Origin of the sequence: Paenibacillus sp. FSL M7-1414 (assembly GCF_038003195.1) — a bacterium.
In the GTDB taxonomy this organism is placed as follows: Bacteria; Bacillota; Bacilli; order Paenibacillales; family Paenibacillaceae; genus Paenibacillus; species Paenibacillus amylolyticus.
In genome coordinates this window covers 5,813,065-5,835,869 of record NZ_JBBOOS010000001.1, presented here as the reverse complement: position 1 = coordinate 5,835,869, position 22,805 = coordinate 5,813,065, and the positions used below count along the sequence as shown (strand labels likewise).

The window sequence follows — 22,805 nt, the reverse complement described above, 5'->3', positions numbered from 1 at the left end:
TACATGCCTTCACTTGGAGAGGGAACGGAATTGTGGTATGGTAACGGTTGACCAAATCAAACCGAAAGTGAGATGTACCCCGTGGATTCATTGCGAAAGCTTATACAAGACATCTTTGAACAGAATTCGCTGATTACAGCGACCTGGAGCCAGCTGCGCAGACGGGACAATGTCTCGTATACCAAAGTGCAAGTCAAGCCGGTGACACTGAAGAATCAGCTGCATTATCAATTTGCATTTCATTATAACAACAAAGTGCTGCACGAGAATTTGACTCCGGCTGAAGCGGCTGAGCGCATGACTTTGCTGTGCGAAGAGACGTTTCGTCAAGGCCTGCTCTGTACGACCGAGGCAGACTATCAAATTTTGATCAGCAAAAAATATAAAGTATCCATTCTGACCAAATCTGCTTCCAAGACTGCGGTGGATCTGTCGCATAATCGCAAGAAGCAATATGTATTGGAAGAAGGCGTACCTGTATCGTTCCTCGTTGAACTTGGTATTATGAACGAAGAAGGTCGTGTGCTGGCTCGTAAGTATGACAAGTTCAGACAGATCAACCGTTTCCTCGAAATGGTGCAGGATGTCATTCCGCATCTGCCTGAGGGACGTCCACTGACCATCGTTGACTTTGGTTGCGGGAAGTCTTATCTGACATTTGCGTTATATCATTATCTGTCTGTACAACAACGTCGTTCACTCAAGATTATTGGGTTGGACTTGAAGGCAGATGTAATTGAACACTGTAATGACCTAGCTAATCGATTGCATTATGGTGATCTGAAGTTTCTGGTTGGAGACATCGCGGACTACGATGAATTGAATGAAGTGGATATGGTTGTCACGCTGCATGCCTGTGATACAGCTACCGATGCTGCTTTGGAGAAGGCAGTTCGTTGGGGGGCTTCTGTTATTCTGTCTGTTCCTTGCTGTCAGCATGAACTGTTTGACCAAGTAGAGGCTTCCGTGATGAATCCGTTGTTGTCCCATGGCATCCTCAAGGAACGTTTTTCCGCACTGGCTACGGATGGGATTCGTGCCAAGTTGCTTGATCTGATGGGATACAAGACACAATTGCTTGAATTCATCGATATGGAGAATACGCCTAAAAACATATTGATTCGTGCTGTTCGCGGTCAGGCTGGCGAAGTGACGGAGATGTGGAATGAATATACGGCTTTCCGTGATTTCATTCATGCTACTCCATATTTGGAGCGGGCTTGTGCCGATTTGCTTCCTGGCGATGGCAAGCAGGCCGATGGGAAATCAAATTCGAGCAAAGAAATCGTTCAAGATTCCGCAAATTGCGGCCTTTGCTGAGTGTGCCAACGCCAATCCAGGGACATACTGCAATTAGGGTCCCTGAATGTAAAATGATATTCAATGCACATACTGCGTAGCAAGCAACATCATAACTGTCAGATGTATATCAGACAGAAGGACCCGTTATCGGGATCTTCTGTCTTTTTGTTATGCGTGGGGAGCGGTGGAAGGAGGGTAGAGATGAAGAATAGGACAATGGATAAGGGAGTTGTGAGGGATAGACGAGGGTATGCGGCGAACGAGGTAATGGTGGAACAGGCGTTTGATGGGTCTCGCCATGCAGAGGGTACAGAATCTGTAGATAACAGGGACTTATGTAATGGGGACAATAGGGGAAGTAAATACAGTACATATAATAGGGAAGATACATACAACAAACGTGATACGTATAAAAAAGATGATAAAAAAGAGGATAAAAATAATTCAAATGGAGCTATTCAGACCGATGCGTCAGGGAATTTTTCTCAAAGTTTGAGGTGTAAACGTTATTCAGGATGGGGTTGGACTGTTGGGGTAGGCATACTCTCCATTGTCTTGCTGCTTGCAGGATGTCTGAGTCGGGGACTGTACTATTCGGCTGATCTGTACCCTGTCCTTTTGATCGCAGGAGGAAGCATATTGATCCTGTTTTTTCTTTTCCTTGTAGGTATTCGTCCACAGAAGGCGAGTGAACGAATACCCATGTCATTGGGACAGGGTCGAGGGAGACTCGAACGAATCGTTGAGAAAATTTTTCGATTTCCAGGAATGTGGCGGGTATTATGGCCGCTGGGGATGATGACATGTTTTGGGCTACATGCATGGGCAGGCTCGGTGAGTAAACAGGGCAGCATGGATGAGATGCTGCGGTGGAGCCTGCTTGGGATGTTTACTCTGCTCACCGCAATACTGGCTGCGCGCACGAATGGTGCGCGTTGGTTAGCCTGCGGTTGGCAGATGGCAGGCGGCTTGCTTGTGCTAAGCGGCATCTTTGCCGTGTGCGGGATATTGCCGCTGCCCTTCGGGGTGATGCGGACTGCTGACCCCGAGATCAGTTCCGCCGGAGCAAGGCTCGGCGGATTATTGCAGTACCCGAATGCGTACGGTGCCGTTGTTGGCATGTACGCATTGGAGCGGCTGACAGCCGCCGCGCGAGTCATAGCCCGGCCTGTGCCGGCCGGGCGACTCATCGCGGCAGTGCTGCCGCTCATGCCTGCGCAAGCCGCGCTCCTGCTGAGCGAGTCGCGCGGCGCTTGGCTGGCGACCGGCTGCGCCGCGGTCGCCGCCTTTGCTTTGCAGCGGCGCGGTGCCCGCCTGCCGCTGCTGCTGGCCATGGCCGCGCCACTGGCGTGCGCGGCCTGGCTGTACCGCCAGCTGGCTGCTGCCCAGCTCGCGCCTGCACCCGTGCCCGGCCTGCTGGCACTGGCCGGGGCATGGGCAGCTGCGCTGCTCGGCACGCTGCTGCTGTGCCGTCTATGGCACAGCGGCGCCGCCAAGGCTCCGCGCGCCGCTGCCCTGACGGCCATCGTGCTGGCGGGAGCCGCCGCCGCACTGATGGCCGTGGCCTCCACCGCCGATCGCCTCGCGGCGGGTGTCGGCACTGGGGTGTCCCGCCTAGAGATGTGGCGGGACGCCCTCCAGCTGCGGACCGAGGCCGCATGGCTCGGCCACGGTGGAGATACATGGCGCAACATGTTTCGCGCCATTCAATCCTCGCCTTATGTTGGAGGCGAGGTTCACAACGGCCTGCTCGATCTCGCCCTGGACACGGGCATGATCGGCATCCTGCTTGTCGCAGGGTGGTTTCTCCTCACCCTGCGAAGCATCTTTCATTTTGCACCGCAGCTCATGCCTTCTGTGCTTATTTTTGGCCTGCATGGGGCGATGGACTTTGACTGGAGCTTCACATTATTTTGGATGCTCTTCATCTGGCTCGGTGCTTGGGCAACTGCATTGAAGACGGAAACAGTGGGGGTCCAGCGATACGGCGTAACTGTGAAATACACTCCTATCAGATCCAAATCGGGATCTAAATTGAGATCTAAATCCAGATCTCTTTTCTTGCGATATTTACCAACCCAATCCCACCCATCAGCTGTGCCGTTGCGTTCCTTCTTTCATATTTTTCAGCGAGTAACTGCTCGGCTAATAAGGGTATCCACAGTGATGATCATCCTTTTCTGGATTGGTGGAACAGTCTGGCTGACCTCCCGATATGCCGTAGCAGAAGTGCAGTACCGTCAGGCGATGTCTGAACCGGATGGCACTCCAGCACAGAAGGTGCATCTTATGGCTGCCCTTCAGTCTAACCCGAATCGACCGGATATCGTGATATCCCTTGCACGATCTCTTCCGGGACGAGAAGCAGAATCATTCCTTTTAAACAGCCTGTCCCATTCCCCGATGCACCCTCAGATTTACATTGAACTGGGACGATTGGCAGCACAATTCGGCGAAGGACAGCAAGCTGGAGAATATTTTGAACAAGCGATCGTATTGAATCGGTATGATGGCATTGGCCAATCCACGGCTTTGTATTGGATGGAGCAGGCAGCGCGGCGGGAATGGGAGGCAGGATTCACGGATCGAGCCCGACAGACTGCCGCCGCTGGTGTCCAGATGTATGAACGGTATCGACTGCTGACGGAGGAAGTGGAAGCAGGAAACGTTCGCAATGATCGTCGTTTTGTACTGGAAGAACATGCTCCAGGCTATGGAGAGAACCTGCGCAGGCTTGCTTCGGCTTCTTCTCCTCCGTTTACTCCAGAGTTGACCAAGCGGAGACCTTGAATCACTGCTGGATCTTGACGTTTACCCAAGCTATATGATGATGGATGTCAGCGTTTAAAAAGTCTTGGAGTCCAAGCTGGCTGCTCCTCGCGGATGGGTATGCGCTTTTCTAAGGAACACAGGACGTCTTATTTGGCCTTTAGCTCCTCCTTTTAAATTGTAAGGAACATCAGACACGTTATTTCCGGAAATTCCCTAACAAAAACCCTATAAAAGTCCAAAAATTCCGATATAACGTGTCTCAGATTCCTTAGATTTCTAAGAGTGCTTCATCCTTGAATAAGACGACTCAGATTCGTTACCGCTCATGGGCTTGGGCTTGAGTTATGAGTATGGGCTTGAGCATGAGCATGAAAATATAATCCCAGCTTATGTTCATGCTCCCCGTGGTGGTCGGCTCCATGCTCTGCTCGATCCGCAAGCCAGAGGACGACCTTGAACTCCGCCCAGAGCGAAGCTTTACATCATAAGTGAGCAATTCGCATTTATGTTGTCTCTATCGCTTGCTCGTACGTGAAGGGGCATTAACATCACACGTTAAGGACACAGTGCCCGTGCCCTCACCCGTTCCTAACATGTTCAGATTCGCTTAAGATTCGCTTCAGCTTTGCTGCGTCTTTCAGTAGGTTTGAAGACACAGCTATCTGCCTCATTCCTCCATAATCTACAGACGATAACCGCCAAATGCGTGCTGAAACGCATCTTTTAATGGTTCAACGTCTACTTCCCACATCGCGGCGATCTCTGCACTGACATCCTTGTTCCACCACTCACATAATTTCTTGCGGTTGTCGCGATTCTCCCCAATCCAGAGCAGATTTGTGATCACCTTACCGTAATAATATTCTTCCGCCTGTTTCATCCGTTCGGGAGAGACATATACTTTTAGCCTTTTGGCTGTCCGGTACAATTCCTTGCTGCATGCTCTGCGAATTCCTCTGGCGGAAGGAAGGTTTTGACCGGATTGCGTATGTTTGACCGGCGGAGAACCGGGTATTGACTTGTGTGACATCTTCTCACGCTCCTCTCCCCATACCATATGCGGACTGCTGCGAACGGGACACTATCCCAACCTCGTGAAGTAGCAACGTCCACAGCCCTGTGATAAAATAGGGACGAACATCCATGGTGCGGAGGGGCACCGCCAATCAGGATGGAGAAAGAGGGTTGAGATGGACTTTATTCATAACCTTGTTGGCCAATTGTTCGATTGGATTCAAAGTCTTGGGTACTTTGGAATCATGCTTGGATTAATGTTGGAAGTTATCCCAAGCGAAATTGTGCTGGCGTATGGAGGTTTTCTCGTTTCACAAGGTAATATCAACTTCTTCGGTGCTATGATTTTTGGTACGGTGGGCGGTGTGATTGCCCAGTTATTTATTTACTGGATTGGCCGTTATGGCGGCAGACCTGTACTTGAACGCTACGGTAAATACATACTCATCCAGAAAAAACACATCGACCATTCCGAGGAGTGGTTCCGCAAGTATGGTACAGGTGTCATTTTCACGGCTCGTTTTGTTCCGGTGGTAAGACATGCAATCTCCATCCCGGCTGGCATCACGAAAATGCACACAGGCAAATTCATCTTGCTTACTACACTCGCTGTTATACCTTGGACTGCATTGTTTATATATTTAGGGATGATTCTTGGAGATCAATGGAAGCATATTGATGAGAAAGCGGCACCATATGTTATGCCTATTTTGCTTGTCGCTCTCGCCCTTATGATCGTTTATGTACTTATTAAATGGATGAATGTTCGTAAAAAGAAAGGAAGTGTCTAGTCATGGGTAAACCCAACTTGTCTCACAAATTCGGTAAAGGTCTGCCACCGAAAGAATTTATCGAGAGTATGACCAAGAACCAAAGTGAATTCCAGGCCAACTATGATAGCTTTACTTGGTCGAACGAAGAGGATCGTGAGTTCTTTGAGAGCCTGAACCATCGCGATGATCTGCGTGTGTTAATTCTGGCTGCTGACTGGTGTGGGGATGTTGTCCGTAATATTCCGGTTGTGTTCCAGGCGCTTGAAATCTCAGGAATCCCAACAGAAGTTCTGATCATGGAGAACCATCCGGAAGTGATGGATGAGTTCCTGACGATGGGTGGCCGCTCTGTGCCAGTCGTTATTTTTGCAGATACAGGTGGTCATGTGTTGGGTCAATGGGGACCTCGTCCGCAGCATGTACAGGAAGTCATGATTGAATTCAAACGCCTTAATCCGGATCGTGAAGCAGCAGATTATCAAGAAAATTTGGCTGTAGCGCGTCAAGAGATTGGTAAACGTTATGGGGAAGGAACGGAGTCACATGCAGCCATTATCCGTGAGCTGCGTGAACTGATTTCGGGTTACTAAGCCGATATGCTTAACATTCGTACGTTTACACTAGGCCCGCTTCAGACCAATGCGTATCTTCTACAAGGAGATGATCCGGGCAAAGCCGTTATTATCGATCCAGGCATGAACCCAGGGCCGCTGCTTAAGGCGATCCAAGACTTGGAGATTGAAGCCATTCTCCTCACTCATGCTCACTTTGATCATATGGGCGGGGTAGATGAGATCCGTAAATTGAAGGGCTGTCCCGTTTATCTTCATGACTTGGAGAGTGACTGGCTCACCACCCCGAAATTAAATGGATCTTTGAATTGGCCGCAGGCGACACCCCCGCTTTCGACAGATCCTGCTGAATATGCCATGGACGAAGGGCAGAAGCTGAATCTGATTGGGCATACGTTTAAAGTGTTCCATACACCTGGACATTCCCCAGGCAGTGTAAGTTTGCTTTGTGATAACGACCTGTTTGCCGGTGATGTGCTGTTCCGCATGGGTGTGGGCAGAACGGACCTGACAGGAGGGCGTGAAAGGGATCTGATTGATTCAATCCAGAACAAGCTTTACACCTTTGCTGATGAAGTGAAAGTATATCCAGGTCATGGTCCCAAAACGACCATTGGTTATGAGAAGCAGAACAATCCTTACGTGTCCGCAAGATAATCCGACATGATATGTGAAGAAAGTCTGGACAAGTGACAACTTTTTCATTAGAATAGCAATTAGTTGTTACAAGCGTTAAGGCATCATCTAACTGAAGCATTACCAAGAAACACCCAACCTCGCGAAGCACGCAGACTGTGGTCTATACCCGGTTTGCGTTCTTTTTTTGTTTTCAGCCCCTTTTTATCGCAAAATCAGCCTTTATTACGCTACATAGAGATGCAAGATGCGCTTCATCACAAGCCAGTTTTAGACCAATAGCAAGTTAGCAGCAAGTACAGATTGATTTAGAAATAATAAATTTTAAATAGTATATAAGTTGAACCAATTATTTACAGGATAACGGAGAGGACAGAAAAAACCTGAAAAAGCGAAGCGTTCGCCTTTATCCCCGGATTTTCCCTTTAAAAAAAGGGAATCAAAAAATCTGGGGATAACAGCGATTGGAGGGTTATTCTGTCATCGTAGTGTCAGTGTAAATAATCTTTAGTTCAACTTATATAGATCATGAGAGTGGGGGATATCAAAGTGGAGAAAACAAGAGTTATTCCGTTGAATCAGCGTGTCGAGTATCCGATCATTGAAGAAAATCGTCGCATATTGGAAAGTGGGAAAAGAGAAACAGGTACTGAGCGAGCTTTAATACATAACCCCAGCGTGACCAATGAAGTGATGAAGTCTCAGCAGAATATATGGACAAGCCGTGTTTTAAGAAACGGAGCCCGCAACCAACCGTGGTTCGACAAGCTGCAAGATTACCGGAATCAAGTCTGATTGCCCGGGAAATTGTCGGGTTTAATTTTTTTTGATTTCATTGAACGTTTTTGCAGAGCCTGTCGTATTAACTCCAGATTGAACGGGAAGCAGGTGATTTCATGATAAAGGCAGCTGAGCTGGAAGAGGTACGCAGAGCAGTATCGGGAGACGATAGCGCACTCGCAGCGTTGTTGCAACGTCACTACACGTTTGTGTATAAGTATCTTGTCAAAGTGACGATGGACGCTAACCTCGCAGAAGAGACGGTGCAGGATACGATGATTCGTTGTATGGAAAATATCCATCGATATGATGGCACGTCTGCCTTTTCATCATGGATGATTACCATTGCGACTCGCATCTATATCGATAAGACAAGACGTAAGAAGAGAGAACAGAACTGGCTTGCTCTCATCCGGGATCAGGCTGTACGTCGATTCCGCTGGCAGCTTGAGACTCGAAATGAAGAATGGACAGATGTTATGGATGCGATGACAAGACTGACACCCGAACATCGTGTTGCAGTGTTACTGAAGCATTATTATGGATACGGATATGACGAGATCGGGGAAATGCTGGGTATTCCTGCGGGAACGGTGAAGTCACGCACAGCTTATGGTCTCCGTCAGTTAAGAAAGGAGCTGGAATAAGGATGAGCAGATCAGATGATGCACAAGAACAAGAAGTTGTAGAACGATTGCAGCAACACATGAAAGTGCTGGATGATGCATTTGAGCCGACAAGTATTCCTTCTTTGGGTGCACTTGAAGCCCAAGTCAGGGAACGGAGACAGATTAGACGTCGAGCCAATTGGATTGAGATGATATGTTTTTGGTTGGTTGGATTGCTTGCCATTACCTTTAGTGCATTATTTTTCGTATCTGCTCCAGCTCTATATCTGGGAATTCAGGCTCTTGGTACAGCTGTTGCGGTGATTTTGGTTGTAATCTGGGCCGGACGGCGCCGGAAGGAGGTTCATCATGAATAAAATGCATTATTCATTGGATGAGATTTCTCCACTGTGGCTTACATTGCTTGGCATTTTTCTTCTGGTTCAGGGCACATGGATTTTTCAGGACGCACGCAGACGTGGACGTTTCCCTTGGTTATGGGGATTATGGGGCATCACAGGATTTCCCACGCCGCTCATAATATATTGGTTTGTCGTGATTCGATCACAGCGCAAGCCAGGTGCACGTAATCGGAAATAACATCATTTTAAAAATGGAAAAAAGATTTTGCACAAATATGTTGTTTAATTCTAGTATTCCTAGACATCGTTATTCTTTTCTAGTAGACTATACAAATAAATATTAATGATAGACTACCAGGAGGTTAGACGATGCTGCGATTAGGAGAGAAGGTTGTCATCGTCGCGGATGCGTTTGAGCAGAATCTTCCTGTGGGGGAATATGGTTTCATCATCGCTTATGACCGGAATCCGGACAATGCGTTCGATTACGTGCTTCGAGTGCCGCAGGTAAACCGGAACTTTTTTGTTCCATCCGGCGACGTCGATCTGGAAGAGGTTCTGCTGAAGCAGGAAGCTGAGCGGGTCGAGCGAGAAGCGTTGATAGATTACGCCCTTGCGACACACAATGAGAAGCTGTTTCATCATCTGATGAACGGAGATTTTCAAGCTGTGGAAGAGGAAGAGGAAACCGCGAACGATGTTATGTCACAGGCGGATTTTATAAAGCAGGTTAATCTGCGTGCATGGATTTAGAATTTTAAGAGTCGGCTGATGCCGGCTCTTTTTTATTTTATAAGTTTGATTTTAGCTTCCCGGAAGCCTGTCAGGTCATTTGCATTGAATTGTCGAACTATCTCACCTATAATGAAAAAAGTTATCTTGAGACTTTAGCCCGTTAAACGAGCGATTCGTTTCAGATCGTTTCGGGAATCAGAACGAATGAAGGAGGCATCCGCTAATGAGTATTTCGAATAATGACGTTCAGCATGTGGCCAAGCTGGCCCGGCTCAACTTGACTGCTGAAGAAGAACAGACCCTGACAGGTCAGCTGAACGCGATTTTAAAATATGCAGAAAAGCTGAATGAGCTGGATACGGAAGACATCGAGCCCACCACTCACGTTCTGCACGTAAGCAATGTTATGCGTGAAGATGAGACCAAAGAAAGCCTGTCGATTGAACAGGTGATGCGCAATGCACCGGAAGAAGAAGACGGGCAGTTTAAAGTGCCTGCAGTAATGGAATAACGGATAACCGGAAGGAGGACAAAAACTGTGAGTTTATTTGAACAATCGTTGCCTGAGTTACATAACAAGCTGCATGCCAAAGAGCTGTCGGTCAGCGATTTGGTGGATCAGGCGTATCAGAACATTGGCGCGCATGACGATAAAGTTAAGGCATATTTGGCACTGGATGAAGAACAAGCACGCGCTCGTGCACGTCAACTGGATGACCGTCTGGTTAGTGGCGAGGAGAAAGGTTTGCTTTTTGGTCTGCCTGTAGGCATTAAGGATAACATCGTTACGAACGGACTGCGCACGACGTGTGGTAGCCAATTCCTTCGTAATTTCGACCCGGTGTATGACGCGACAGTTGTCGAGAAATTGAAAGCTGCGGACACCGTAACTATTGGTAAACTCAACATGGACGAATTCGCCATGGGCGGCTCCAATGAGAATTCAAGTTTCTCCCCTGTACGTAATCCATGGGCACTTGATCGTGTTCCAGGAGGTTCCAGCGGTGGTTCTGCAGCAGCTGTGGCTGCGGGAGAAGCGTACTTCACGCTTGGATCAGATACAGGTGGCTCCATCAGACAGCCTGCTTCGTATTGCGGTGTTGTTGGATTGAAGCCAACGTATGGACTTGTTTCCCGCTTTGGATTGGTAGCATTTGCATCATCCCTGGATCAGATTGGTCCTTTGACGAAAAATGTTGAAGATTCTGCTTATGTATTGCAGGCCATTGCTGGTTATGACGCCAAAGATTCGACATCTGCAAAAGTAGAGATCCCAGATTATTTGAGTGGACTGACAGGTGATGTTAAAGGGCTTCGCATTGCCGTTCCGAAAGAATACATCGGTGAAGGCGTAGATCCACAAGTGAAAGAGACAGTTTTGTCTGCATTGAAAGTTCTTGAAGGGCTCGGGGCAACATGGGAAGAAGTATCCCTTCCGCATACCGAATATGCGGTGGCTACGTATTACCTGCTGGCATCTTCAGAGGCTTCTTCCAACCTGGCTCGATTTGATGGTGTACGTTATGGCGTGCGTGCTGACAATCCGGATAACTTGCTGGATCTGTACCATCAGTCCCGCAGTCAAGGTTTTGGTCCGGAAGTGAAACGACGTATCATGCTCGGAACGTATGCACTCAGCTCGGGTTACTATGATGCCTATTATCTGAAAGCACAGAAGGTACGTACATTGATCAAACAGGATTTCGACAATGTATTTGCCAAATATGATGTGATTATCGGACCAACTGCGCCAACTACGGCGTTCAAACTGGGTTCACAGGTGGATGATCCACTTACGATGTATCTGAACGATATTTTGACTATTCCGGTTAACCTTGCTGGTGTACCTGCTGTTAGCATTCCATGTGGATTCTCGGATGGATTGCCTGTTGGCCTGCAGATTATCGGTAAAGCCTTTGATGAAACAACCGTATTGCGTGTAGCGCATGCGTTTGAACAAAATACAGAATTCCACAAGCAGCGTCCGCAGCTGTAGACTGCCCGGAACGGAGGAATATAGAAATGTCCGCATCTAAATATGAAACGGTCGTTGGACTTGAAGTCCACGTGGAGTTGCATACAAACTCCAAAATTTTCTGTGGCTGCTCCACAGCTTTTGGAGCTCCGCCGAATACGCATACCTGCCCGGTCTGTCTCGGACATCCGGGTGTACTGCCTGTATTGAATCGTCAGGCGGTAGACTATGCCATGAAGGCAGCGATGGCCCTGAATTGTACGATTGCTGATGTCAGCAAGTTTGACCGTAAAAACTACTTTTACCCCGATTCACCAAAGGCCTACCAGATCTCGCAATTCGATCAACCGATTGGTGAGAACGGCTGGATTGATATTGAAGTAAATGGTGAAACGAAACGAATCGGCATCACGCGTCTTCACTTGGAGGAAGATGCAGGGAAGCTTACACATATTGATGGCGGATACGCTTCTTTGGTGGACTTTAACCGTGTCGGTACTCCACTCGTTGAGATTGTATCCGAACCTGAGATTTCTTCTCCGGAAGAGGCACGTGCGTATCTTGAAAAAATGCGTGCGATCATGCAGTACTGTGATGTGTCGGACGTGAAGATGGAGGAAGGATCACTTCGTTGTGACGCCAACATCAGTTTGCGTCCACATGGACAGGAGAAGCTGGGAACGAGAGCCGAGCTGAAAAACATGAACTCCTTCCGTGGTGTTCAGCGTGGTCTGGAATATGAACAATATCGTCAGGCTGAGATTCTGGATGATGGCGGTGAAGTGGTTCAGGAGACGCGTCGCTGGGACGAAGCTCAAGGGAAAACACTGTCGATGCGTGGCAAGGAACAAGCGCATGACTACCGTTATTTCCCAGACCCTGATCTCGTGAAGCTGCATATCGACCAAGCCTGGAAAGAGCGGATCAGAGCTACCATACCGGAGCTTCCAGACGAGCGCAAGGCGCGTTACACGGCTGATTATGGATTGCCTAGTTATGATGCAGAGGTTATTACCTCCTCCAAAGCTGTGGCAGATCTTTTTGAAGATAGTCTGAAATACACTCAGGATGCGAAGTCCGTATCCAACTGGATCATGGGCGACTTGCTGGGTTACCTGAATACGAGCAACCTTGAAGTGACTCAAGTTCCACTGACAGGTCAAGGTTTGGGTGAAATGATCGGACTGCTGGAGAAGGGCACCATTAACAGCAAAATCGCCAAAACGGTATTCAAGGAAATGCTGGAGAGCGGCAAGCTTCCACAGCAGATCGTTGAAGAGAAGGGTCTTGTGCAGATTAGTGATGAAGGCGCCATTCTTGCCATCGTTGAGCAAGTTGTAGCGAATAATCCTCAATCTGTGGAAGACTATAAAGCTGGTAAACAAAAAGCCATTGGCTTCCTTGTTGGTCAGGTTATGAAAGAAAGTAAAGGCAAGGCGAATCCCGCTCTAGCCAACCAACTGCTTGCAGATGTACTGAACCGCTAATCCTTCCGGTGAGGCCGGACAGAAAGAGGCTCGTCCCTGTGACAGCCTCTTTTTGGTATTGATAGATACAAATGTATTTTGGACGGGGGAACGGATATGAACATTCAACCATTGTCACTGAGTGATCTGGAGACGTTGGGACAGTTATGGAGACTACAACATGTGGCCTATCGATTGGAAGCCGAAATCATCGGATTTCAGGAGATTCCTCCTTTGATGGATACGATGGAGACACTTCGGGATTGTGGAGAGAGTTTTTATGGTTGTATCCATGATGACGGAGAGCTTATCGGGGCTGTCGCTATAGCGGAGGAAGAGGAGAATACACTGACCATTACACGAATGATGGTGCACCCGGATCACTTTCGCAAGGGAATTGCGGCATCTTTGATGACGTATGTGTTGGAACAGCATGCGGATCTTCCGCGTTATATCGTCTCCACAGGAACGCTGAATCAACCCGCAGTGAATCTGTACACCAAATTTGGTTTTACGCCTGTGGAAGTCACACAGATTGCACCTGGAGTGGAATTAACGACTTTTCACAAGAATAAACTTTAATAATATTAACAACTTGAGGAGGAATACCGACTTTGGGCGATCCCTGGTTCATTGATGAGTGGCACATTTTATTACGATTATTGCTGGCTATGCTGCTTGGAGGGCTCGTAGGCCTGGAGCGGGAACGGTCCAATCATGCTGCCGGTTTGCGTACCCATATCCTGGTTTGTCTTGGCTCTGCACTGATTATGATGTTGTCTGTTTATGGCTTTAAAGATTTTGCTAATGAATTAAACGTAAGGATCGATCCAGCGCGTCTGGCTACTGCTGTAATTACTGGTGTCGGATTCCTGGGAGCAGGGACAATTCTCTTCACGGGAAAATCCATTACCGGACTGACTACAGCTGCTTCAATCTGGGTTGTTGCAGCCATTGGGCTCGCAGCAGGTGCGGGATTCTTTTTTGCCTCTATCGTATCCACCGTTCTGGTATTGCTTAATCTCTGGGTATTTAACAAATTAGAGCTAAGGTATCTACGAGGGAACAAACTGCATGTTGTTACACTTCATACCTTGTCAGAACCCGGTTTTCTCGAACAACTGTCTTCATGTATGGAGCAGGAGAAGATCAAAATTCGTAAAATTACCGTGAATGAACAAGACTTGGCTTATGCAGAGATGGTGTCAGTTGAACGTAAAATTGAGATTGTGTTACATGTTCAGGTACCGCATGATTTCCAAACGGTAGGCTTGGTATCCAAGTTAAGACAATGGGAACACGTTACCAAGGTGTCGATCGAATAATGAATTACAACCCTCCCCAGGCCAGTAGTGCCGGAGGGTTTTTGGTCATATCCATATTTCTTCCAGTTACTCTCCTTGCTCTTTAGGGTACTATCTAACCAAATGCATGAAGAGCGGAAGGTCAGATCAGAAGAGAGGAGTATGTTATGAAACGGAGACGTCAATTGAACCAAAATACTCGTACAGTTCAGACCAAACCGGTCAGAAATCGGACTCACAAGTTTATTGCGGGATTACTGAGTGCCATTATTCCTGGCCTGGGTCATATTTATCTGAGATTGTACATGAGGGGTTTGACCTTTATGCTGCTTGTTTTGCTTGATCTGTCAGCAGTGTTGTACTTCTCATCTATTGGTATACAGATTAATGTGCCATTGCTCATCTTACTGGCTTTGTGTATTCCGGTTATTTACTTTTACAATGTATATGATGTGTTGCAATCTGCGGATTGGGTCATGATGCGCAGACGTAGAGCCGTAACCCAGGCAACTTCGGACAAGCCGATATCCAATGAACGTTCTACACGAGATGCAATGATGGTCTGGGAGAGAGGCATATCGTTTGGATTACTTCTGATTGTGGGAGGGTCTTTGATGGTACTGTTTTTCCGCAAACCACGTTGGTTTCAAGAGCTTCTCGCCATGTACGGCGGATATTCATTTGCGGTTCTCATGATCGTAGGCGGTTTGCTTCTGTTTGGTCGTGAGTTCTGGGTGATGTTGAACAAGAAAAAAATGTAGTGGAAACGATACAAGGAGGGAACGTGATGAACCGTAAAGTCCGGGTTGGCCGCTATACGGCTGCCGCCTTAATCATAGCGGTCGGTGTGCTGTTGATTTTGGATAAACGGTGGGGAACGGACTATGTATATGAGATGGTGGACTGGTGGCCATTTTTGCTCGTTGTTTTGGGTGTTGAATATATTGTGCTGTTCCTGTGGACACGCAGAAGAAAAAAGGTGCAATCGGATAACCCGAGCAATCCTGATGAGCAAATCAAAGTACGTTTCAGACCCGATGCCAAAGGCATTCTAACCTCACTGATTTTGGCAGCTTCCGTATTTATCGTCACCGAGCAGGATCATTACATGCACTTATGGAATAGAGTGAGTCTAAATCTCGGAGCGGCATCCATGGACTACAGTCAAGCGGCAGGATATATGGAGGATAAGGGCACGATTCGTGTACCTGTTCGCATGGATACGTCAGACCTGGTGGTTGAAGGTGTCAACGGAGATATCTCGGTACAACGCGGAGATACGGATGAGATTGAAGTACGGACGGTGATCTGGGTAGATCAGACGACGGAAGTACAGGCAAAGGCCGTTGCAGCAGCCTCTTTTGTAGAGGCCGATGGTACAAAAGTGATTTATATCAAAGCTACAGGCAAGACGTATGGAGACAATGAAAAAACGCAGCCGCGTATGAATCTTACCATAACGATCCCGGATGATCGTCGTTTTAATCTGGATATTCGAACTTCCAATGGAGCCATATTATTAAATCGTCCGGAAGCCATTAGTACCATACTGGCCGAAACGGGTAACGGACGTATCCGGATTACCAATGCTGTTGGAGATATCTCCGGGAAAACGTTGAACGGAGATGTCATTGTAGCCAACGCCATAGGTAATGTCGATCTGGACAGTAACCGTGGAGATATGAAGGCTCGCGGTATTTCCGGCGATGTAGATCTTGCTACACAAGTAGGAAGTATCAGTATTGCGGACTCCGTTGGTGAATTCATCGCAGAGACACGCAACGGCAATATTACGCTGGATGGAGCCAATCTGGGAATCAAAGCCCAATCACTTAATGGCAGTATTAACATCGTATCTACCAAAGTCGGAGGGGACTGGGATGTGTACAGTGCGGTGGGAGCCATTAACGTATTACTTCCTGATCGTGGAGACTACAGTCTTGCGGGTTCCAGCAGTTATGGAGATCTAAGTACGGATCTGCCGTTCAAAGTACAGAATAAAACCATAGAAGGCCAGCTCGGTGAGGGCGAGTACAGGGTGAAAATTGAAGGCAACAGTGATCTCACCATTCAGAGCAACCCGGCTGTATCTACGCCTGAAACAGTTACACCTGATTCTGAAGATACGGCTGAGAATCTGGAACAGACTACCGAGGACGGACCAAATTCCCAGTAGGATTCTACAGAGGTTCCTTGACTGCCGCGTTGACAATAAACTTGTAATCGCCGTACAATAAATGTACACTGGCAAGATTACACGGCATGAAAGATGGATTGTCGTTCTTAATGGCCGGGAATCAACTCTGAGCGAGGAGACAGTAACTTACTCTTCACCAGAGAATGAAAGGTAAGGCGGTGGGTTTTATGGCAACACGTGTCCAACATGCGTTGGAGCATCTGAAAACGACCGGTGTCCGTATTACACCCCAGCGTCATGCCATATTGAACTATCTGATGGAATCCATGGGGCATCCGACAGCCGATGAAATTTACCGAGCCCTTGAACCCCAATTTCCCAGTATGAGCGTGGCAACGGTATATAATAATTTGAAGATGTTTCTGGAAGCTGGCATGGTCCGGGAATTGACATACGGAGATAATTCAAGTCGCTTCGATGCCAATGTGACGGATCATTATCATGTTATCTGTGATCAATGCGGCAAGATTGAAGACTTCAGCTATCCTTCACTCAAAAGTGTAGAGCTTCAGGCGGAGTCTAGTACAGGATTCGAAGTACACGGTCACCGATTGGAAGTATATGGTGTTTGCAAAAGTTGCAGGGATTAAGAGAGTTGAATTACAATATTAACGTGCAGAATTCAGTATGGATTCTACACGTTTTTTTTTAGCATTTATGCAAAATGCTCATTTTTATAACAACTTATGCGCACATCCTTATGATCAGCATAATTAACGGAGGTAGACGTTTGGGTAGAAAAAGCAGATATACACGTCAGAAGCGACGTTCATTTTGGCTTGGTTTTCTCGGGGCTTGTCTGATCGCCGGGGGGGCTTACTGGCTTATAACAAATGTATGGTTGAACCAGACCCATGAAGACCCCGACTGGGTAGGAAGAAGCCAGCCTATTTTTGTAGATGGCCAACTGATGGATGGAGACGCTCTGGGTACAGGAGATCAACTCAAGTTGCCTGTAGATGTGCTGCAAGAAGCGATTGATGCAGGCATACGTTATGAATCAGAATCGGGAGATATCATTATTGCGTCTCCTCAGCGAGTCCTTCATATGAAAGATGGAAGCACACAAGCAGAACTTAATCACAAAGATTATCCTATGACAGTTAAGCCTGAGGTTAAGGACGGAGAAGCCTATATTCCGCTCAAACCTTTGAAAGAAGTATATGGCATAACCGTACAGGAAGATTCAGTAACAGGTGCTGTGCTGCTGATGCGTGGAGGAGACATGATTCAGTATGCAGAGATTGATACGTTATCATCCAAAGCGGACAAGACGGTGCCGTTATATAAACGTGGGGGAGAATCCTCACCAATCATTGCCGACATGGAAAAGGATGCACGGGTACGTGTATGGCAGACGGGTGATAAACAGAGTTTTGTTCAACTCGATAATGGATATGCCGGATATGTAGATAATGATTATATTGTCCTCACTGAGAAAAAGAAGGTGGACTTGCCCAAGTATACGCTGACTGCAGCAGAGAAGAAGTGGCAGAATAAACCGGTAAATCTGGTTTGGGAAGCCGTGTACAATCGTCAGCCTGATGTGGGTTCTATCGGTAAAATGCCCGGTGTGAATGTGGTCAGCCCCACATGGTTTCATATTACGGATGGACAAGGCACTGTGAAAAGCAAGGGAAACCAAGCTTATGTGAACTGGGCTCACCGTTCGGGTATGGAAGTATGGGGACTCATGGATAACAGTTTTGACCCGGACGTTACAAAAGAAGCTGTAGCTTCTTACGAGACACGCACGCATATTATCGAGCAGATGTTGGAGTATGCACAGACGTATCAACTGGATGGTATCAACATCGACTTTGAGAACGTGTATACCGATGACGGGCCGAATATTACGCAGTTTGTGCGCGAGATCAAGGCGATGGCTCGTATACATGGATTGATGTTATCAATCGATGTAACACCGAAATCAAACAGTGAGATGTGGTCTGCCTTTCTGGATCGCCGTGCATTAGGTTCTTTTGCAGACTATGTTATTGTGATGGCTTATGATGAACATTGGGCGGCCAGTCCCAAGGCAGGTTCGGTAGCATCTCTGCCTTGGACCGAGGCTTCCATGAGACGCATACTTGAGGAGGATGAAGTCCCTTCTAACAAGTTGATCATGGCGGTTCCGCTCTATACCCGGATATGGACGGAAGAGACGAATGATCAGGGTGAGGTTAAAGTGTCTTCCAAAGCGGTGGGCATGAATGCCATTGTGGAGCTGATCCAAGAGAAGAAACTCAAACCTGAACTGGATCAGGCAAGTGGACAAAACTATGTGGAATATAAGGAAGACGGAGCTACCAAGAAAATATGGATCGAAGATGCCGTGTCCCTTCAAGCGCGTGTGGATTTGATTGCTTCGCTGAAGCTGGGCGGAGTAGCAGCATGGAATCGAAGTTTTGCTAATGCTTCTGCATGGGAGGTATTAAAGCAGGCCGGTTACCAGAAATAATTTACTCGAACTCAGAGTGCCTGCTTGCTCCAATTTATTTTCACTAAGTTCAAAGTTTCTCATTGGATACCATCGTACGTACAGTCTAGCGTTTTATTGGTCGTAGAACTTATAACTTAACTTCATATTTTAGCTATCGATAACAGCAATAAGGGCTCACTTATAAGCCAAGTCCAAAAAGGTCCGGTAAACATACCGGGCCTTTTTTTGTTCTTCAATGAAATTAAGGTAAAAGACATTTAACGGTTGGAGACCATTTTGTGCTAACCATCGGTGGGGGGAGCTTGTGTAGAAGGCGCTTTCAGTTGTTGACTGGTCATGTTGGCTTTATTAGGGTCCAGGGTGAGGATGGTATGACAGAACATACAACGATCCGTTTTGCCAAGCATTTTGGTTAACTTCCCGCATTCCGGACAGTCGACTTGTACTGCGCTGGTGGAGAGCATACCCGCCCAGAAATAAATGGCTAGACTGGCCATCATGGCAATCAGTCCGATGACGAGTCCTACAGCTGCGAATACCTTGCCTGCATGTCCCCAGAAAACAATCCCGGCTGTTCCCAGTATCATTAGGCCCATACCTAGCATGGTCAGTAGTAATCCCCAAGTGCGAAAAGCATTAATTTTTGCTGATTTAAAAATCATGAAAAATGCTCCTATCGTATGAGTAGTATTGGACCTGGAAAAGAAGGAAACTTCAGTCTGGATGTAGAATTACATTATAACTGACTTGGCGCTTATCTGCCATGAAATGTATGGAGGGAATCGTGGAATTAAAGAACCTTGCTTTTTTGTCCGAACAGTCGGAAGAGACAGGGGCAGTTGGGGCTATCGCTTATTCCCACCCGGGAGAGCGATTCCACGGCTCCCTAATTCAAGATTTCGAATTATTAGTACTTGTTGTTCATAATGATGATCAATTGAAGTCGACGGTCGGACATTACAGATATGGTGATCTTCGTTATCAGATGATCTATGCGAGCCGTCATGAATTAAAGAGTAGTGTAGTAACCGGGAATCATAATAATCTCACCCAGTGTCTGATTGAAGGTGAGATTATCTGGGAAGCGGACAGCGCCTTAAGTGATTTGCGAGAAGAACTGTCTACCTTTGGGGCAGAATTGCGTGAGCAGAAGCTGCTTCATGAATTCACCAGTTTCTTGAGAATGTATGTGGAGGCCAAACGTCATATTCAGGAAGGTCATGTTGTAGACGCCTACTACAATGTATTAGAGGCTCTGGGGAACTGGGCAAGAATTGTATTGATTGAACAGGGGATATACCCGGATCATGCCGTCTGGACACATGTGCAGAATCTGGATCGCGCTTTATGGAAACTTTATCAAGAGCTTACCGTAAGCTCGGAGACGCTGGAGCAACGAGTAGAGCTTGTCCTGCTTGCCTGTGAGTTTTCCGTAATGTCCAAAATGAGTGAGTGCTCAGAACTGCTGCTGCGTGTGTTAAGAAGTCGCAAGGAGCCGTGGAGCATGAATGAACTTGTTCATCATCCACAGTTAAGATTTGTTCGAGAAGATCTGCCTTTGGTAATACGTAAGCTGGTCTTTCGTTCTATTGTAAAAGAATCGGCAGGATGGCCATCAATCGGAGGAGAGGGCCGGGAAATTCGGTATTGGATTGAGGCATAACCTTCTCCAGAGGCCTGACATTATATTGATCACATAAGGGAGGGGAAACCTTCCTTTTTTGTTTGTTTAATAATTTATAAAAAGATGTTGACTCTCATTCACGATATATGATACATTATATTTCGTTCCTCAAACGAGATTATCGCCAACAAACGATAAATTCTTCAGAGGAAAAGTGAAGAACTAAAGCTTCAAAAAAAGAAATCAAAAAAAGTTCTTGACGAAAACAAACGAAATGTGTTACATTATTTAAGTCGCCGCCGAAACTTGGTTGAGACGAAAAAAGAAGTAAAACAAATCGTGTTTGATCTTTGAAAACTGAACAACGAGTGAGTAAACATTCTGCTTGCAGAATGAACGCAAAAGTTTGAGACAAGCCTTGGCTTGAATCGACTGGAGCACAAATGAGATTTTTAATCTCGTCAGATTCAAAATGAGCTTATCGCTCTTTTCAATACTTTATTGGAGAGTTTGATCCTGGCTCAGGACGAACGCTGGCGGCATGCCTAATACATGCAAGTCGAGCGGAGTTGATAGGAAGCTTGCTTCCTTGATACTTAGCGGCGGACGGGTGAGTAACACGTAGGCAACCTGCCCTCAAGTTTGGGACAACTACCGGAAACGGTAGCTAATACCGAATAATTGTTTTCTTCGCCTGAAGGAAACTGGAAAGACGGAGCAATCTGTCACTTGGGGATGGGCCTGCGGCGCATTAGCTAGTTGGTGAGGTAACGGCTCACCAAGGCGACGATGCGTAGCCGACCTGAGAGGGTGATCGGCCACACTGGGACTGAGACACGGCCCAGACTCCTACGGGAGGCAGCAGTAGGGAATCTTCCGCAATGGGCGAAAGCCTGACGGAGCAATGCCGCGTGAGTGATGAAGGTTTTCGGATCGTAAAGCTCTGTTGCCAGGGAAGAACGCTTGGGAGAGTAACTGCTCTCAAGGTGACGGTACCTGAGAAGAAAGCCCCGGCTAACTACGTGCCAGCAGCCGCGGTAATACGTAGGGGGCAAGCGTTGTCCGGAATTATTGGGCGTAAAGCGCGCGCAGGCGGTCATTTAAGTCTGGTGTTTAATCCCGGGGCTCAACCCCGGATCGCACTGGAAACTGGGTGACTTGAGTGCAGAAGAGGAGAGTGGAATTCCACGTGTAGCGGTGAAATGCGTAGATATGTGGAGGAACACCAGTGGCGAAGGCGACTCTCTGGGCTGTAACTGACGCTGAGGCGCGAAAGCGTGGGGAGCAAACAGGATTAGATACCCTGGTAGTCCACGCCGTAAACGATGAGTGCTAGGTGTTAGGGGTTTCGATACCCTTGGTGCCGAAGTTAACACATTAAGCACTCCGCCTGGGGAGTACGGTCGCAAGACTGAAACTCAAAGGAATTGACGGGGACCCGCACAAGCAGTGGAGTATGTGGTTTAATTCGAAGCAACGCGAAGAACCTTACCAGGTCTTGACATCCCTCTGATCGATGCAGAGATGTATCTTTCCTTCGGGACAGAGGAGACAGGTGGTGCATGGTTGTCGTCAGCTCGTGTCGTGAGATGTTGGGTTAAGTCCCGCAACGAGCGCAACCCTTATATTTAGTTGCCAGCACTTCGGGTGGGCACTCTAGATAGACTGCCGGTGACAAACCGGAGGAAGGTGGGGATGACGTCAAATCATCATGCCCCTTATGACCTGGGCTACACACGTACTACAATGGCCGGTACAACGGGCTGCGAAATCGCGAGATGGAGCCAATCCCAACAAAGCCGGTCTCAGTTCGGATTGCAGGCTGCAACTCGCCTGCATGAAGTCGGAATTGCTAGTAATCGCGGATCAGCATGCCGCGGTGAATACGTTCCCGGGTCTTGTACACACCGCCCGTCACACCACGAGAGTTTATAACACCCGAAGTCGGTGGGGTAACCGCAAGGAGCCAGCCGCCGAAGGTGGGATAGATGATTGGGGTGAAGTCGTAACAAGGTAGCCGTATCGGAAGGTGCGGCTGGATCACCTCCTTTCTATGGAGAATCGTTTCCTGCAACGGAAACATTCAAATACGCAGCTTAGCTGCAAAACACTCACTCGTTGCTCAGTTTTGAGAGCTCAAACTCTCAAACAGCTTGCTTTTGCATGGAGCTTGTTCTTTGAAAACTAGATATCGAAACGAAACAAACGCGAATTAGAACATTCCTTTAAGCTGATCTTGTGC

General features: G+C 47.5%; 22 protein-coding genes and 1 rRNA gene. 21 read left to right on the top strand and 2 right to left on the bottom strand.

Going from position 1 to position 22,805, the window contains the following annotated elements; genetic code table 11:
* Positions 1-72 precede the first annotated feature (72 nt).
* Positions 73-1,320 carry a class I SAM-dependent methyltransferase gene (locus MHH92_RS25635; protein ID WP_340907101.1) on the top strand — a complete coding sequence of 416 codons (1,248 nt, stop codon included), beginning with the start codon at positions 73-75 and terminating at the stop codon, positions 1,318-1,320.
* Between the two features lie 183 nt (positions 1,321-1,503).
* Complete coding sequence (locus MHH92_RS25630; RefSeq protein WP_340907100.1) at positions 1,504-4,092, top strand: O-antigen ligase family protein; 2,589 nt, start codon at positions 1,504-1,506, stop codon at positions 4,090-4,092.
* 664 nt (positions 4,093-4,756) lie between these two features.
* Here MHH92_RS25630 and MHH92_RS25625 read toward each other — a convergent pair.
* Complete coding sequence (locus MHH92_RS25625) at positions 4,757-5,104, bottom strand: hypothetical protein (protein ID WP_036607010.1); 348 nt, start codon at positions 5,102-5,104, stop codon at positions 4,757-4,759.
* 160 nt (positions 5,105-5,264) lie between these two features.
* On the opposite strand from MHH92_RS25625, the gene MHH92_RS25620 reads away from it, so the two are divergent.
* The 17 genes from MHH92_RS25620 (at position 5,265) to MHH92_RS25540 (ending at position 18,957) form a co-directional block, all read left to right on the top strand.
* Positions 5,265-5,879, top strand: coding sequence for a DedA family protein (locus tag MHH92_RS25620; protein WP_036607012.1), 615 nt, complete (start codon positions 5,265-5,267; stop codon positions 5,877-5,879).
* A gap of 2 nt (positions 5,880-5,881) precedes the next feature.
* Complete coding sequence (locus tag MHH92_RS25615; RefSeq protein ID WP_036607014.1) at positions 5,882-6,451, top strand: thioredoxin family protein; 570 nt, start codon at positions 5,882-5,884, stop codon at positions 6,449-6,451.
* A 6-nt stretch (positions 6,452-6,457) separates the two neighbouring features.
* Positions 6,458-7,090 carry an MBL fold metallo-hydrolase gene (locus MHH92_RS25610; protein ID WP_036607016.1) on the top strand — a complete coding sequence of 211 codons (633 nt, stop codon included), beginning with the start codon at positions 6,458-6,460 and terminating at the stop codon, positions 7,088-7,090.
* 528 nt (positions 7,091-7,618) lie between these two features.
* Positions 7,619-7,864 (top strand): hypothetical protein, encoded by a 246-nt coding sequence (locus tag MHH92_RS25605; protein WP_133120499.1) that lies wholly within the window; start codon positions 7,619-7,621, stop codon positions 7,862-7,864.
* Positions 7,865-7,965: 101 nt separating this feature from the next.
* Complete coding sequence (sigY, locus tag MHH92_RS25600; protein WP_076212623.1) at positions 7,966-8,496, top strand: RNA polymerase sigma factor SigY; 531 nt, start codon at positions 7,966-7,968, stop codon at positions 8,494-8,496.
* Positions 8,497-8,498: 2 nt separating this feature from the next.
* Complete coding sequence (locus tag MHH92_RS25595; protein WP_076319630.1) at positions 8,499-8,834, top strand: YxlC family protein; 336 nt, start codon at positions 8,499-8,501, stop codon at positions 8,832-8,834.
* Positions 8,827-9,057, top strand: a complete 231-nt coding sequence (locus MHH92_RS25590) for a sigmaY antisigma factor component (protein WP_340907099.1) — start codon at positions 8,827-8,829, stop codon at positions 9,055-9,057. The genes MHH92_RS25595 and MHH92_RS25590 overlap by 8 nt, the downstream gene beginning before the upstream one ends.
* A gap of 131 nt (positions 9,058-9,188) precedes the next feature.
* Entirely contained in the window at positions 9,189-9,572 is a 384-nt protein-coding gene (locus MHH92_RS25585; RefSeq protein ID WP_024631336.1) for a hypothetical protein, read from the top strand.
* A gap of 205 nt (positions 9,573-9,777) precedes the next feature.
* Positions 9,778-10,065: an Asp-tRNA(Asn)/Glu-tRNA(Gln) amidotransferase subunit GatC gene (gene gatC, locus MHH92_RS25580; protein WP_036607033.1), complete on the top strand. Its 288-nt coding sequence runs from the start codon at positions 9,778-9,780 to the stop codon at positions 10,063-10,065.
* A 27-nt stretch (positions 10,066-10,092) separates the two neighbouring features.
* A complete protein-coding gene (gatA, locus tag MHH92_RS25575; RefSeq protein ID WP_036667997.1) occupies positions 10,093-11,550 on the top strand; it encodes an Asp-tRNA(Asn)/Glu-tRNA(Gln) amidotransferase subunit GatA in 1,458 nt (485 codons plus the stop codon).
* 26 nt (positions 11,551-11,576) lie between these two features.
* On the top strand, positions 11,577-13,016 hold the full coding sequence (gene gatB, locus MHH92_RS25570; RefSeq protein ID WP_340907098.1) for an Asp-tRNA(Asn)/Glu-tRNA(Gln) amidotransferase subunit GatB: 1,440 nt from the start codon (positions 11,577-11,579) through the stop codon (positions 13,014-13,016).
* Positions 13,017-13,112: 96 nt separating this feature from the next.
* Positions 13,113-13,577 (top strand): GNAT family N-acetyltransferase, encoded by a 465-nt coding sequence (locus MHH92_RS25565; RefSeq protein WP_253503236.1) that lies wholly within the window; start codon positions 13,113-13,115, stop codon positions 13,575-13,577.
* A 32-nt stretch (positions 13,578-13,609) separates the two neighbouring features.
* The gene (locus tag MHH92_RS25560) at positions 13,610-14,320 is read left to right on the top strand and encodes an MgtC/SapB family protein (RefSeq protein WP_017692302.1); all 711 of its coding nucleotides are present in this window, start codon (positions 13,610-13,612) and stop codon (positions 14,318-14,320) included.
* A 146-nt stretch (positions 14,321-14,466) separates the two neighbouring features.
* Positions 14,467-15,060: a hypothetical protein gene (locus MHH92_RS25555; RefSeq protein WP_083684937.1), complete on the top strand. Its 594-nt coding sequence runs from the start codon at positions 14,467-14,469 to the stop codon at positions 15,058-15,060.
* 26 nt (positions 15,061-15,086) lie between these two features.
* Positions 15,087-16,475, top strand: coding sequence for a DUF4097 family beta strand repeat-containing protein (locus MHH92_RS25550; RefSeq protein ID WP_340907097.1), 1,389 nt, complete (start codon positions 15,087-15,089; stop codon positions 16,473-16,475).
* Positions 16,476-16,663: 188 nt separating this feature from the next.
* The gene (gene perR / locus MHH92_RS25545; RefSeq protein ID WP_026081471.1) at positions 16,664-17,086 is read left to right on the top strand and encodes a peroxide-responsive transcriptional repressor PerR; all 423 of its coding nucleotides are present in this window, start codon (positions 16,664-16,666) and stop codon (positions 17,084-17,086) included.
* Positions 17,087-17,196: 110 nt separating this feature from the next.
* Positions 17,197-18,957, top strand: a complete 1,761-nt coding sequence (locus MHH92_RS25540; protein ID WP_445744687.1) for a glycosyl hydrolase family 18 protein — start codon at positions 17,197-17,199, stop codon at positions 18,955-18,957.
* A 263-nt stretch (positions 18,958-19,220) separates the two neighbouring features.
* On the opposite strand, the gene MHH92_RS25535 is transcribed toward MHH92_RS25540, so the two are convergent.
* The gene (locus MHH92_RS25535) at positions 19,221-19,601 is read right to left on the bottom strand and encodes a DUF2614 family zinc ribbon-containing protein (protein WP_017692307.1); all 381 of its coding nucleotides are present in this window, start codon (positions 19,599-19,601) and stop codon (positions 19,221-19,223) included.
* 122 nt (positions 19,602-19,723) lie between these two features.
* On the opposite strand from MHH92_RS25535, the gene MHH92_RS25530 reads away from it, so the two are divergent.
* On the top strand, positions 19,724-20,602 hold the full coding sequence (locus tag MHH92_RS25530) for a nucleotidyltransferase-like protein (protein ID WP_036667991.1): 879 nt from the start codon (positions 19,724-19,726) through the stop codon (positions 20,600-20,602).
* Between the two features lie 459 nt (positions 20,603-21,061).
* Positions 21,062-22,614 (top strand): 16S ribosomal RNA (locus MHH92_RS25525).
* Positions 22,615-22,805: the final 191 nt, after the last annotated feature.